14 protein-coding genes are annotated in these 13,472 nt (G+C 71.2%); 1 reads left to right on the plus strand and 13 read right to left on the minus strand.

What is annotated here, in order from left to right; genetic code table 11:
- The first annotated feature begins 78 nt into the window (after positions 1-78).
- On the plus strand, positions 79-1,248 hold the full coding sequence (locus ACQ5BE_RS02095; protein WP_430295276.1) for a PrsW family intramembrane metalloprotease: 1,170 nt from the start codon (positions 79-81) through the stop codon (positions 1,246-1,248).
- Positions 1,249-1,332: 84 nt separating this feature from the next.
- Here ACQ5BE_RS02095 and nusB read toward each other — a convergent pair whose 3' ends face one another.
- The 13 genes from nusB to rpsD form a co-directional block, all read right to left on the minus strand.
- The gene (gene nusB, locus ACQ5BE_RS02100) at positions 1,333-1,743 is read right to left on the minus strand and encodes a transcription antitermination factor NusB (RefSeq protein ID WP_208712629.1); all 411 of its coding nucleotides are present in this window, start codon (positions 1,741-1,743) and stop codon (positions 1,333-1,335) included.
- On the minus strand, positions 1,743-2,306 hold the full coding sequence (efp, locus tag ACQ5BE_RS02105) for an elongation factor P (RefSeq protein ID WP_208712630.1): 564 nt from the start codon (positions 2,304-2,306) through the stop codon (positions 1,743-1,745). Before efp ends, nusB begins: the two co-directional genes overlap by 1 nt.
- A gap of 87 nt (positions 2,307-2,393) precedes the next feature.
- Entirely contained in the window at positions 2,394-2,903 is a 510-nt protein-coding gene (locus tag ACQ5BE_RS02110) for a tetratricopeptide repeat protein (protein ID WP_430295278.1), read from the minus strand.
- Complete coding sequence (gene aroB / locus ACQ5BE_RS02115; protein WP_430295279.1) at positions 2,900-4,003, minus strand: 3-dehydroquinate synthase; 1,104 nt, start codon at positions 4,001-4,003, stop codon at positions 2,900-2,902. The genes ACQ5BE_RS02110 and aroB overlap by 4 nt, the downstream gene beginning before the upstream one ends.
- A complete protein-coding gene (locus ACQ5BE_RS02120; protein ID WP_430295280.1) occupies positions 4,000-4,542 on the minus strand; it encodes a shikimate kinase in 543 nt (180 codons plus the stop codon). Before ACQ5BE_RS02120 ends, aroB begins: the two co-directional genes overlap by 4 nt.
- A 50-nt stretch (positions 4,543-4,592) precedes the next feature.
- Positions 4,593-5,792: a chorismate synthase gene (aroC, locus tag ACQ5BE_RS02125; RefSeq protein ID WP_430295281.1), complete on the minus strand. Its 1,200-nt coding sequence runs from the start codon at positions 5,790-5,792 to the stop codon at positions 4,593-4,595.
- A 26-nt stretch (positions 5,793-5,818) separates the two neighbouring features.
- On the minus strand, positions 5,819-6,700 hold the full coding sequence (locus ACQ5BE_RS02130; RefSeq protein ID WP_430295282.1) for a shikimate dehydrogenase family protein: 882 nt from the start codon (positions 6,698-6,700) through the stop codon (positions 5,819-5,821).
- Positions 6,697-8,694 carry an endolytic transglycosylase MltG gene (mltG, locus tag ACQ5BE_RS02135; protein WP_430295283.1) on the minus strand — a complete coding sequence of 666 codons (1,998 nt, stop codon included), beginning with the start codon at positions 8,692-8,694 and terminating at the stop codon, positions 6,697-6,699. The genes ACQ5BE_RS02130 and mltG overlap by 4 nt, the downstream gene beginning before the upstream one ends.
- A 5-nt stretch (positions 8,695-8,699) precedes the next feature.
- Entirely contained in the window at positions 8,700-9,254 is a 555-nt protein-coding gene (gene ruvX / locus ACQ5BE_RS02140; RefSeq protein WP_430295284.1) for a Holliday junction resolvase RuvX, read from the minus strand.
- A gap of 12 nt (positions 9,255-9,266) precedes the next feature.
- Positions 9,267-11,948: an alanine--tRNA ligase gene (alaS, locus tag ACQ5BE_RS02145; protein ID WP_430295285.1), complete on the minus strand. Its 2,682-nt coding sequence runs from the start codon at positions 11,946-11,948 to the stop codon at positions 9,267-9,269.
- Positions 11,949-12,054: 106 nt separating this feature from the next.
- A complete protein-coding gene (locus ACQ5BE_RS02150; RefSeq protein ID WP_344298229.1) occupies positions 12,055-12,267 on the minus strand; it encodes a hypothetical protein in 213 nt (70 codons plus the stop codon).
- Positions 12,268-12,291: 24 nt separating this feature from the next.
- Positions 12,292-12,672: a DUF948 domain-containing protein gene (locus ACQ5BE_RS02155; RefSeq protein WP_208712981.1), complete on the minus strand. Its 381-nt coding sequence runs from the start codon at positions 12,670-12,672 to the stop codon at positions 12,292-12,294.
- 142 nt (positions 12,673-12,814) lie between these two features.
- Positions 12,815-13,438, minus strand: coding sequence for a 30S ribosomal protein S4 (gene rpsD / locus ACQ5BE_RS02160; RefSeq protein WP_208712638.1), 624 nt, complete (start codon positions 13,436-13,438; stop codon positions 12,815-12,817).
- Positions 13,439-13,472: the final 34 nt, after the last annotated feature.

Raw genomic sequence — 13,472 nt, forward strand, 5'->3', positions numbered from 1 at the left:
TCACCGGCACCCGGCGCAGGCAGGCTGCAGGGTCCTCACGCTCCCCGCGGGGGAGCGCGCCGGCGCTAGCCTTGAGCCATGACCAGGTACGACGCCGGCTGGCCGCCTGCCTATCCCAGTCAGGCTCCCCACCCGCCGCCCGCCCGCAGGGGCGCCGGGCTCCTCGCCCTCTTCGTCGCGGGCGGGGTGCTCGTGGTCGCGAGCCTCCTGCTCGTCGTCCCCTTCCTCCTGCGCTCGACCGGCAGCGCCGGCTTCGCGATCGGATTCGTCCTCTCGCTGTTCCCGCTCGCCGTCGTGCTCCTGGCGGTGTATGCCGTGGACCGGTGGGAGCCGGAGCCGAAGCGCCTGCTCGCCTTCGCCCTGGCGTGGGGCGGGGCGGTCGCCGTGGCAGCGACGACCCTCGTCCAGCCCCTCTTCATGGCCGCGTTCGCCCCGCGGGGGGCCACCGAAGCCCGCACCATGGAGTTCCTCGCCACCGTCCAGGCCCCCATCGTCGAGGAGACCGCCAAGGGTGTCGGACTGCTCATCCTCATGCTCGCGGCGCGCAGGCACGTCGGCGGTCCCGTGGACGGGATCGTCTACGGCATGACGGTGGGCGCGGGGTTCGCCTTCACCGAGAATGTCCTGTACTTCGGGCGCCTCTATGACGACAGCTCGGGCTCCCCGGCGTCGCTCGCAGTCATCTTCACCCTCCGCGGAATCCTGTCCCCCTTCGCCCACGCGATGTTCACCGGTGCCATCGGGCTCGCGATGGGATTCGCCGCGCGGCGGTCCGGCCCTGGAGGGATCGTGGTGGCGTTCGTCGTGGGCCTTGTCCCCGCCATGCTCCTGCACAACGTGTGGAACGGCGCCGGCGAGGACTTCTTCATGCTCTACGCCATCGTCCAGGTCCCGCTCTTCGCCGCGTCGGTGGCCGGCGTCTACGTCCTGAGGCGCGCCGAGGCGCGGATCACGCACGCCCGGCTGGTCGAGTACGCCCAGGCCGGCTGGTTCACCCCGCTCGAGGTCGAGATGCTCGCGACGCCCCGGGGCCGCTCCGCCGGCCTCCGCTGGGCCAAGTCCGCAGGACGGCGTGCGCCGATGCAGGCGCTCATCCGCACGGCGACGCAGCTGGCCTCGAGGAGGCAGCGCGTCCTGAGCGGGAGGGACCTCGACGGCTACGAGGGCGCCGAGCGCGACCTCCTGGACCGGGTGGTCCGCCTGAGGGCCGAGATCACGGGCATCCCCCACGACCGCCCGCAGCTGTGAAGCTCAGGACGACGCGTGCCGGGACCACGCAAGGAGGGGCCCCGCCAGCGGCGGGACCCCTCACTTCACGCGGACACCGGTGGGTCAGGCCAGCAGGGTCGGCTTGAGCTGCTGCAGACGCCCCAGGAGGCCGTTGACGAACTGCGGCGACTCGTCGGTGGACATCGTCCGGGCGAGGGCGACGGCCTCGCTCACGGCAACACCGTCCGGGACGTCGTCGTTGAAGAGCAGCTCCCAGGCACCGATCCGCAGGACGATCCGGTCGACGGCCGGCATCCGTTCGAGGGTCCAGCCCTGCGCGTACGTGCGCAGGATCTCGTCGATCTGCGCCTGCTTGGCCGTCACGCCGTCGACGATCTCGACCGTGTACGGGTTGATGGTCTGCTCGGTCGAGTCGCGGCGCCGCTGGATGACCTCAGACGGCGTCACCGAGCGCTGCTCGGCTTCGAAGAGGATGTCGAGGGCCCGCGAACGGGCCTTTCCACGGGCGCTCACTAGTCGTTGACACGTCCCAGGTAGCTGCCGTCACGGGTGTCGACCTTGACCTTGGTCCCGGTCTCGAGGAAGAGCGGCACCTGGATCTCGTAGCCCGTCTCGACGGTCGCGGGCTTCGTACCGGCAGAGGAGCGGTCCCCCTGGAGGCCCGGCTCGGTATAGGTGATCTCGAGGACCACGCTCGGCGGGAGCTCGACGTAGAGCGGGGAGCCGTCGTGGAGGGCGATGAGGATCGTCTGGCTCTCCAGCATGAAGTTCGCCGCGTCGCCCACGGTCTCGCCCGGAACGGTGATCTGGTCGTAGGTGTCCGTGTCCATGAACACGAAGTCCGCGCCGTCCTTGTAGAGGTACTGGTAGTCGCGGCGGTCCACCGTGGCCGTGTCGATCTTGGTTCCGGCGTTGAACGTCTTGTCGACGACCTTGCCCGAGAGGACATTGCGCAGCTTGGTGCGCACGAACGCCCCGCCCTTGCCCGGCTTGACGTGCTGGAACTCGATGACGTTCCACAGCTGGCCGTCCAGGTTCAGTACGGTGCCGTTCTTGATGTCGTTGGTGGTTGCCACGAAAAGCCTCTCTGGTCTGCTGTGAGAAATCCGCAGACCATTCTACCCGTAGGGACGCCTCCGCCCCGACGCGGCGGCTCCGGAGCGTCAGGACTGGGCGCTGAGGACTTCGCGGACCCGCCCCAGGGCCACCGTCGAGGTGTAGATGAGGCTCGCGTCCGCCGACGCGGCGACCCGCAGGTCGAGGGCTTTGGAGAAGGCGCTCTCGGCGGCGGAATACTTCCCGCGGGAGAACTGGATCTTCCCCAGGTAGTGGTAGACCACCGCTTCCCGCGGCGTGCCCTTGACCTCGGCCAGCAGCTTCTGGGCGCGCTCGACCGCGCGGTCGTTGCGGTGGCCGGCACGCATGACGTCGAGTTCGAGGACCTTGAGCTTGAACGACTCGGGATTCTGGTAGCGGGCCTCCATGAGGATCTCGGCCGCCTCGTTCACGTGTCCGCGCGCCAGTTCCACCATCGCGTGGTCGGCTGGCTCTGCCGTGGCTGCCAACGCGGACTCGCAGCGCTCCTCGTCGACGATCTCAGGGGTCAGGGTGTCAGGGTTGAGGGCGATCCCGGGGAAGCCGGCGTCCGGCCATTCGCGGCGATCGAGCATCATGCCGGGATTCCCTCCGCGATCTCCTGGTAGGCGGCGAAGAGAAGCGACGTGTCCGGGACCTCGAGGATCCCGGGCTTTGCGACGTCGTCCAGGACGACGAAGCGCAGCAGGTCGCCGCGCGCCTTCTTGTCCCGGCGCATCCCGTCGAGGAGCGCCTGCCACCGGTCCGGCCGGTAGGAGGTGGGCAGCCCGAGGGACGTGAGGATGCTCCGGTGGCGGTCGGCGACCTCGTCCGAGAGCCGTCCCACGCTGCGGGAGAGCTCGGCGGCGAACATCATCCCGACGCTCACGGCGGCGCCGTGCCGCCACGAGTAGCGCTCCGCCAGCTCGATGGCGTGGCCGAGGGTATGGCCGTAGTTGAGGATCTCGCGCAGGCCGGACTCCTTGAGGTCCGCGGAGACGACCTTCGCCTTGACGGCGATGGCCCGCTCGATGAGCTCCCGCACGGTCGACGACGCCGGGTCGGCCACGGCGGCGGGGTCGCGTTCGATGAGCTGGAGGATGGCGGGGTCGGCGATGAAGCCGCACTTCACGACCTCGGCCATGCCCGAGATGAGCTCGTTGCGGGGAAGCGTCGCGAGCGCGTCGAGGTCGGCGAGCACGGCGGCCGGCGGATGGAAGGCGCCGACGAGGTTCTTGCCCTCCGCCGTGTTGATCCCCGTCTTGCCTCCGACAGACGCGTCGACCATCGCGAGCAGGCTCGTGGGCAGGTGGACGACCCGGACGCCACGGAGCCAGGTTGCGGCCACGAAGCCCGCGAGGTCGGTCACGGCCCCGCCGCCCACGGCGACGATCGCGTCCGAGCGTGTGAAGTCGTTCTGTCCCAGGACCTGCCAGCAGAACGCCGCGACCTGGATGTGCTTGCCCTCCTCGGCGTCCGGGATCTCGGCGGTGACCGCCGTGAACCCGTCGGCTGCGAGGGAGTCGCGCACGGCGTCGCCGGTTGCCCGCAGCGCGCGAGGGTGGATGACGAGCACGCGGCGCACGCGCTCCCCGAGGATGGGCGCGAGCCGGTCGAGCAGGCCGTGGCCCACCACTACGTCGTAGTTCTCCGCGGGTGTGGCTCCCGTGACCTTGATGACTGCAGCGTCGCTGCTCATGCCTGGACTCCCTCGTCGATGCGGTATGCCGCCGCCTGCGTGTGTGCGCCGGTGTCGCTCCCCGAGCAGATCCGTCGCGCGATGAGTTCCGCGACTTCCGGGGCCGTGCTCGTCCCCGTGTCCACCGTCAGCGACGCGAGCTGCTCGAAGACGGGCCTGCGCCGGTCCATGAGCGCCTTCCAGCTGCCTTCGGCATCCCCGTGGAGGAGCGGCCGGTCCGCGCTTCCGGCGAGTCGGGGGGCGACGTCGTCCCAGGAGGCGCGCAGGTAGACGCGGTGGGCGTCCGTGAGCCGTGTGCGCGTCTCCTCGCGCAGGACGGATCCGCCGCCGAGTGCGAGGACAAGGCCCTGGGGGTGGATTCCGGTGAGCGCCCGCGCGATGGCCTCGGCCTCGGCGGCGCGGAACGCCTCCTCCCCGTGGGCGGCGAAGATCTCGGGGATCGGGCCGTGCTCGGCCACGACGAGCGCATCGGAGTCGAGGAACTCGGCCCCCACGAGCTCGGCGAGGGCGACGCCGACGGAGCTCTTCCCCGCGGCCATGGGACCGAAAAGGACTACCGGTCGGTCAAGCCGGCATGGAGCCGGCGCGGTCATCCAACCACCGAGTCGAGGTTCGCGGGGATGGCGGCGAGGTAGGCTTCGAGGTTGCGCCGGGTCTCGGCGACCGAGTCGCCGCCGAACTTCTCGAGCACGGCCTGGGCCAGGACGAGCGCGACCATCGCCTCGGCGACGACGCCGGCGGCGGGGACGGCGCAGACGTCGGAGCGCTGGTGGTGGGCCTTCGCCGCCTCTCCGGTGGAGACGTCGATCGTGCGCAGGGCGCGCGGCACCGTGGCGATGGGCTTCATGGCCGCGCGGACGCGGAGGACGTCGCCGATGCTCATGCCGCCCTCGATGCCGCCGGCCCGGTTGGTCGAGCGCACGATCTTGCCCGCAGCGTCGCGGACGATCTCGTCGTGGGCGGCGGAGCCGCGGCGGGCGGCCGTGCGGAAGCCGTCGCCCACCTCGACGCCCTTGATGGCCTGGATGCCCATGAGCGCCCCGGCGAGGCGCGCGTCGAGCCTGCGGTCCCAGTGGACGTAGCTTCCGAGGCCCGGCGGGAGCCCATAGGCGAGGACCTCCACGACGCCGCCGAGGGTCTCGCCCTCCTTGTGCGCCGCGTCCACCTCCGCGACCATCGCCTCGGAGGTGGCGGCGTGGAAGCAGCGCAGGGGGTCGGCGTCGAGCGCCTCGACATCGGCCGGCAGCGGCAGCGGAGCGTCCTCGGGGGCGGCCACTGAAGCGATCTGGGTCGTGTGGCTCACGAGCTCGATCCCGAGCGCGCGCAGGAACGCGGCGGCCGCGGTGCCGAGCGCGACCCGGGCAGCGGTCTCCCGGGCCGACGCGCGCTCGAGGACCGGCCTGGCCTCGTCGAAGCCGTACTTCTGCATCCCGGTGAAGTCGGCGTGGCCCGGGCGGGGCCGGGTGAGCGGTGCGTTGCGCGCCTGTCCCGCGAGCTCGGCGGCATCGACGGGGTCGGCCGCCATGATCTGCTCCCACTTGGGCCACTCGGTGTTGGCCACCTGGATCGCGACGGGACCGCCCTGGGTCAGCCCGTGGCGCACGCCGCCGACGATCGTCACCTCGTCGGCTTCGAACTTCATGCGGGCGCCGCGGCCGTAGCCGAGACGGCGGCGGGCGAGCGCCGCCTTGATGTCCTCGCTTGTCAGGCCGACGCCGGCCGGGAGGCCCTCGACGATTCCAACGAGTGCCGGGCCATGGGACTCACCGGCGGTCAACCAACGCAACATGTATTCCATCCTGCCACGCGCGCGCACTAGGCCGTGCGCCGCGGTACTCCCACTGAGTCGCACATCACATCTATGACGCGCGGTTCCCTCGCGTCCTCGCGGCCGGTGAACAGCACGATCTGTTCGACAGCCTGGTAGACGAGCATCTCGAGGCCGTGGAGCAGGACCCCGCCGCGTTCGGCCCATGCCTGGCCGAGCCTGCTGGGCCACGGATCGTAGGCGACGTCGAGGAGGACCCGGGGGGCGCCGTCGTGCGTGGCAGGCAGCCCTGCCAGCTCTGCGGCCAGCGAGTCGGCGGCGCGCGGGGGCAGCGTGCTGACGACGGCGTCTGCCGCCCCGAGGCGGGCCGCTCCCCCGTCGATCGGTCCGAGGGAGACCGCGAGGCCGAGCCGCTCGGCGAGGGCCGCGGCCTCGCCCGCGCGCGCCGCATCCCGGACGAGGAACCCGACTTGCTCGGCGCCGAGCTGCGAGAGCGCCGCGACCGCCGCGAGGGCGGTGTTGCCGGCCCCGACGACGACGGGATGGCCCACGCGCCCCAGGCCCACATGGCGGAACGACTCGACGATCCCGGCGACATCCGTGTTGTGCCCGACGAGCACGGGATTGGCCTGGCCGTCCTCGACGACAACCGTGTTCAGGACGCCGAGCTCAGCGGCGAGGCCCTCGAGCCGGTCGACGAGCGGGACGAAGGCCGCCTTCAGGGGCATGGTCACCGAGAGCCCCCGCCAGCCGGGCTCGCTCCGCACGCGCGAGGCGAAGGCAGGCAGCTGGGCCTCCGTGAGGTCGAAGGATCCGTACTCCATGTCGATGCCGAGGGCCGCGTAGGCGGCACCGTGCAGCGCCGGGGACTTCGAGTGGGCGATCGGATGCCCGAGCACCGCGGCGCGGCGGCGGGGGGATCCGGTCACTTGCACTTCCCCGCGTTCGCCTGGCACCACTGCTCGTACTGCTGCGCGTACCCGAGGTGCTCGGCGTACGTCTTGGAGAACTTGGTCTCCCCGGTGTCCAGGTTCACGGTCACCCAGTACAGGTAGTCGTTGGGCGTGGGCTTCGCCGCGGCCTGGATGGCCGTGGCTCCCGGTGAGCCGATCGGTCCCGGCGGCAGGCCGGCGTGCTGGTACGTGTTGTACGCGTTGCCCTGGTCCGCCTTCTCGGCCTCGCTGATGTGGTAGCTCTTCTTGCCGATTCCGTAGGTGACGGTCGCGTCCGACTGGATGAGGCCGTTCGTCTCGGGGTTGGGCTTGAGCCTGTTGTAGATGGCGCCTGCGACGTTCCCGTAGTCGGCCCGGCCGCCCTCCGCCTGGACGATGCTGGCAACGGTGAGGACCTGGTACTGCTTCGCCGGGTCGGTCACCCCCGCCTGCTTGAGCTCGTCGAGGGTCGTGTTGACGAGCTTGGTCAGGATGTCCTTCGCGGAGCTCCCCACCGGGAGCCGGTACTCGCCGGGGGCGAGGTATCCCTCGAGGTTCTTCGCCTGGGCCGGCAGGCCGAACTCGGACGGCTTGACGTTGAGCGCGTCGAGGTCCTTGCGGTCCACCGACGCCGCCTTGGCGATTTCATCGAGGGACTCCGAGACGCGCAGTCCCGCGTTGAGGGCCAGGTAGATGACCTTCCCGCCCGAGGTTCCCGCCAGCACCTGGGCGGCGTCCGACGAGGGCATCTCCTTCTTGAAGGTGTAGTCGCCGGGATGGAGGCTGCCTCCGGTCGCTGCGAAAGCCTTGAGGAAGGTGTTCGCGTCGGCGACCACGCCCTGCTTCTCAAGGCTGTTCGCGACGGCGGCGGGCCCCGATCCGGGCTGGACCGTCACCGTGACGGAGCCCTCCCCCGGGCCGGGATAGTCGGTGACCTTCCCGATGCCGAGCACGGGGCTGAGGATCTGGACGACGACGAGGGAGGCGCCCACGAAGAGTGCGATCGCGAGGCCGAGCCCGACGACCAGCCGGAAGCGGCGGGACCGCTTCGAGGGCGCGGGGGCCACGACGGGCTCCCCGAAGACCGCGTGGTCCACTTCGTGGGGCTCGTCGTACGCGTGGTCGTGCCCATGGTCGTACGCGTGGTCGTGCCCATGGTCGTGCACGGCCGTCCGGGCGTCGTCCCCGTAGCCGGCGGGTGCCTGGGCGTTCCATTCGTCGCGGCGGGAATCCTCGAGCGTGTCCGCGTGCCGGTGGCCTGCGCCGGCGTGGCCGCGGGTGTAGCCCTGGGCGGCGAGCGGGAAGACGCTGCGCCGGTCCTGCCGCTCTGCCGAGCCTGTATCGGGACGGGTCTGCTCGTCGGGGGAGCTCACGCGGCTCACCGGGACGGTCGCGGGCGCCGACTCCGGGACGGCCGGGAAGAAGGCGGTGGGCGGCGGCAAGGCCGGTTCGGCGGAGCGGGCAGGCGTGGGCGCGGGAACCACGGGCTCCGGAAGGACAGCCGGGGGGCCGGCGTCTGCCGCGGGGACGGGCGGCGGCGGCGTGAACGCGAGCGCGCTGGGGCCGGACGACGGCGGGTACGCACCCCATCCCATTGCGGCGGAGGTGGGGCTCGTGCCGGATGAAGGCCGGGCCTGGGGTGCCTCGGGGCGGCTGGGGCTCTCTGCGGGCGCTGCGGCGGAGAACGATCCGCGGCGGCGGCCTTGGGGCGCCTGCCTGTCCCGATCGTGTGCAGGGGCAGCGGGCGAGGAGGTGGGGAAGGCCCCGCTCAGAGCGGCTGCCGCCGCCGGCGAGGGCGTGGCGGTCGGCGCGGGAGGGGTTGGATCCGACGGCAGGCGCGGGAACGCCGAGGGCGGCGGCGCGTAGGCGCGCCGCTGGGGCGTGAGCATGCGCTGCTGCGCCTCCTGCCGGGCACGCTCGCGCTCGCGCAGCTCCCTGCGGGTCAAGGGCCGATCAGGCACGGCGGGGGTCGTGTTCTCCTGGGGGTCCATCCTTGCTAGCCTCTCATATCCGAGTCGTCGCCACGGATTTCCCCATTCCGCGGACTGCGGGCCATCACTGCAGTCCCCGCTTCGCCGCGCCCTCTGAGGAGGTCCAGCGCGTGCTGGAGGATGCCCACGGCGGCCACTTGGTCCACCACTCTACGATGCTCACGCGAGTCGAGGCCAGCTGCGTGGAGGGTCCGGTGGGCCTCGACGGTCGAGAACCGTTCGTCCACCAGCCGGACCTCGCATCCGGCGCCGGCGTCGGCCAGCCGGTCCGCGAGCAGCTCTGCGACGCCGCGCGCGAGTGCCGCCGACGCTGTCTCCGCGCCTGCCAGGGTGCGCGGCAGGCCCACATAGACCTCGACGGCGCCGCGTTCGAGCACCTCGCGCACGAGCACCTTGATGTCGCTGTTGCGCTTCGGATCCCGCGCGAGGGTCTTCAGCGGCGTCGGCAGGATACCGTCGGCGTCGCACACCGCGACGCCGACGCGCACCGTGCCCACGTCGACTCCCAGGCGTACTCCGCGCCTGAATCCTTCCGACACCATGCCTTCAGCGGTGGCCATAGGCGCCCGCCGTCAGCGCTGCGCCACGGCTGCAGCGACGGCCGAGAGCGCCTCGACGATCTTGGACGGGTCGGTACCGCCGCCCTGGGCGATATCGTCCTTGCCGCCGCCGCCTCCGCCGAGCACGCTGGCTGCGACGCGCACCAGCGCGCCGGCCTTGACGCCTTCCGCGCGGGCCTCCTCGTTCGTCGCGACGAGGACCGCGGGCCGCCCCTTGGCGACGCCTGCCACGGCAACGGCGGCGGGCGAACCGCTGCCGAGCCGCGCCCGGAGGTCGAGCGCGAGGCCCCGCAGCTCGTCAGCGGAACCCAGCTCACCGGCGTCGTGCGTGATGAGGCGAACACCGGCGACGTCCTTCGCAGAGCCCACCAGCGAGGCAGCCGCGGCCTGCAGCTTCTCCTTGCGGAGCCGCTCGAGCTCCTTCTCGGCTGCCTTGAGCTTCTCGAGGGTTGCAGAGACGCGCTCGGTGAGCTGCGCGGACGGCACCTTGAAGATCTCCGTCAGCTCCGAGACCAGCGCCCGCTCCGCGGCCTGGTGGCGGAACGCGTCGAGGCCGACGAACGCCTCCACGCGGCGGTTGCCCGAGCCGACGGACTGCTCCCCGAGCAGCGTGAGCGAGCCGATGAGCGCGGTCGTGTCGACGTGCGTGCCGCCGCAGAGCTCCATCGACCACGGGCCGTTGATCTCGACGACCCGCACGCGCGAGCCGTAGTTCTCGCCGAAGAGCGCCATCGCGCCTGCGGCCCTGGCCTCGGCGAGAGGCATCTCGGCTGTGTTCACCATGAAGTTGTCCCGGATCGCGAGGTTGGCGACCTCCTCGATCTCGCTCCGGGCCGCGCCCGAGAGCTGCTCGCCCCAGGCGAAGTCGAAGCGCAGGTACCCGGCCTTGTTGAAGGAGCCCCTCTGGACGGCCTCCGGGCCCAGGATCTGGCGCAGGGCCGCGTGCACGAGGTGCGTCGCGGTGTGCGCCTGCTCGGCGCCGTGGCGCCGCTCGCGGTCAACGGTGGTGCGCACGACGGCGTCGGCGTTCAGCTCGCCTTCGCGCACAATGGCCTTGTGCACGCTCAGGCCCTTGATGGGCCGCTGGACATCGAGCACTTCGACGACGAAGCCGTCGCCCGTGATGAGGCCAGTGTCGGCCGCCTGGCCGCCGGCCTCGGCGTAGAACGGGGTCTCCTCGAGGACGATCTCGACTTCCTCGCCGCTGCCGGCGCGGTCGACGCGGGAGCCTGCGGCCACGAGGCCGCGGATGCGGGATTCGCCGTCGAGCTCGGTGTAGCCGGTGAAGACGGTGTCGCCGGCGCCATGGAGTTCCTGGAAGACGCTGAGGTCGGCGTGGCCGCTCTTCTTCTCCTTGGCGTCCTTGCGGGCGCGCTGGCGCTGGTCCTCCATGAGCGCGCGGAACCCGGCCTCGTCGACCGTGACTCCCGCTTCCTCGGCCATCTCGAGGGTGAGGTCGATCGGGAAGCCGTAGGTGTCATGCAGCGTGAAGGCCTCCTCGCCCGAGAGCGGCGAGCCCTGGGCCTTGGAAAGCGTGACGGCCTCGTCGAGGCGGGCGGTGCCCGCGGCGATGGTCCGCAGGAACGCCTTCTCCTCGCCGTAGGCGATCCGGCTGATCCGGTCGAAGTCCTTCTCGACCTGCGGGTAGACGCCCTTCATCGCGTCCCGCGAGGCGGGGAGGAGCTCGGGGAGGACGGGCTTCTCCATCCCGAGGAGCCGCATGGCCCGGACGGCCCGCCGGATGAGGCGGCGCAGGACGTACCCGCGCCCCTCGTTCGACGGCGTGACGCCGTCGGCGATGAGCATCAGTGCGCTGCGCACGTGGTCGGCCACGACGCGCATGCGGACATCGTCGGCGTGGTGGGGGTCCTCGTCGGACTCCGCAGAGGTGTACTCCCTGCCCGAGAGCTCGGCGGCCTTGTCGATCACGGGGCGGACCTGATCGGTCTCGTACATGTTCTCGACGCCCTGGAGGATCATCGCGAGGCGCTCCATGCCGAGGCCCGTGTCGATGTTCTTCTTGGGCAGCTCGCCCAGGACCGTGAAGTCGGTCTTCGAGCGCACGTCGTCGATCTGGTACTGCATGAACACGAGGTTCCAGATCTCGATGTAGCGGTTGTCGTCGGCCACGGGGCCGCCCTCGACCCCGTAGGCAGGGCCTCGGTCATAGTAGATTTCGGAGCAGGGGCCCGCGGGGCCGGCCTGGCCCGTGTGCCAGTAGTTGTCCTTCTTGCCCATCCGCTGGATGCGCTCGGCCGGGATGGAGGTGTGCTTGACCCAGAGGCTCGCCGCCTCGTCGTCCTCCTCGTAGACCGTGACCCAGAGCTTCTCAGCCGGCAGTCCGTACCCGCCGTCGTCGACGCTCTTGGTCAGGAGGTCGAACGCGAACGTGATCGCGTCCTCCTTGAAGTAGTCGCCGAAGGAGAAGTTCCCGCACATCTGGAAGAACGTGCCGTGGCGGGCGGTCCTGCCGACCTCCTCGATGTCCCCCGTGCGGATGCACTTCTGCACGCTGGTCGCCCGGCTGTACGGCGGCTCCTCGCGCGCGGTGAGGTACGGGATGAAGGGGACCATGCCCGCGACGGTGAACAGCAGGGACGGATCGCTGGAGACGAGCGACGCCGAGGGCACGGCCGTGTGCCCCTTGCTGACGAAGTAGTCGACCCAGCGCCGGGTGATCTCGTGCGACTTCATGTGCGTGTGCTTCAACCTTCCGCAAAGTTGCGGGCGCGGTGCGTCCGCGCCGAGCATGCGCCCCTCCCCTGCGGGCGGGCGCCTCCATCAATTCTAGGCGTCCGGGCTAGGCCTCGAGCCCGAGCCCCCTGCGCAGCTCCGCCTCGCGCTCGCCCATGCCCGCCCTCACCTGGTCGGCGAAGTGGGCCACGCTGTCGGCGAGGGAGGCGACGGCACGGTTCAGGCCGCCGGGCGAGGCCAGCGAGCGGGCCTCGGTGATCTTCTGGTAGGCGATGACCCCAAGGGCCACGCCGACCCCGAGCCAGACAATGCGCTTCACGTGGTGGGTTCCTTCGTCTGCTTATCAGCGGCTCCGCCGGCCGGACCGGCGGGCGCCGCGCTGCGGCTGGGAGAGGGCGGAGCGGACGCCGTACGAGAACGCGGCGACCTTCACGAGCGGGGACCCGACAGTCGCGGCGACGAGTGACGACAGGGCAGAGACGTTGGCCGTCGTGTCGGACACGTTCTCCGCGATCACATCGACCCTCTTGAGCTCGCCGTGCGCCGTCGTGACGGTCGCGGTGACCTCGTCCATGAGCGGTGTGGCGCCGTCCGCGAGCGTGCGGATGGAACCGCGGAGCTCGTCCAGGACCCTCCCGAGCTTCAGGATCGGCACGGCCAGCAGCGCCACGAGGACGGCGAACACGCCTGCGGCGATGAGCCCAGCGATATCCCCTCCGGACACGGATTCCACCTCTTCTTCCTCCCCCGATTTCCGCGACAGGTGCGGACCCTCTGGCTACCTTACACACGCAAGGAGCCCGCGGCGCGCGCCGCGGGCTCCTTGCGTGCAGCCCGTCCGTCCCCCGTCGGGGGACGGAGCGGGATCAGCGGGCGTAGTACTCGACGACGAGCTGCTCTTCGCAGGTCACGGGGACCTCGGAGCGCTTCGGACGGCGCACGAGGCGGGCCTGGAGGGCCTCGAGCTTGACGTCGAGGTAGCCGGGAACGGCCGGGAGGACGTCGCGGTGGGCGCCGGCAGCGGCGACCTGGAACGGCGTCATCGTCTCGGAGCGCTCGTGGACGCCGATGAGCTGGCCCTCGGCGACGCGGAACGACGGACGGTCGACACGCTTGCCGTCCACCGTGATGTGGCGGTGCACGACGAGCTGGCGGGCCTGGGCGATCGTGCGGGCAAAGCCGGCACGGAGCACGAGGGCGTCGAGACGCATCTCGAGGAGCTCGATGAGGTTCTCACCGGTGAGGCCCTTGGTGCGCTTGGCCTCCTCGAAGGCGCGGGTCATCTGCGCCTCGCGGATGCCGTACTGGGCGCGGAGGCGCTGCTTCTCGCGGAGGCGGACGGCGTAGTCCGAGTCCTGCTTCTTGCGGGCGCGGCCGTGCTCACCGGGGCCGTACGGGCGGCGCTCCATGTACTTGGCGGCCTTGGGGGTGAGGGCGAGGCCGAGAGAGCGCGAGAGGCGCGTCTGACGGCGGGCACGAGTGCTCGACACGTGTGTCCTTTCATACTGCCGCGGCGATGGAAAT

The organism is Sinomonas sp. B1-1, from assembly GCF_050474465.1.
GTDB classification, from domain to species: domain Bacteria; phylum Actinomycetota; class Actinomycetes; order Actinomycetales; family Micrococcaceae; genus Sinomonas; species Sinomonas flava.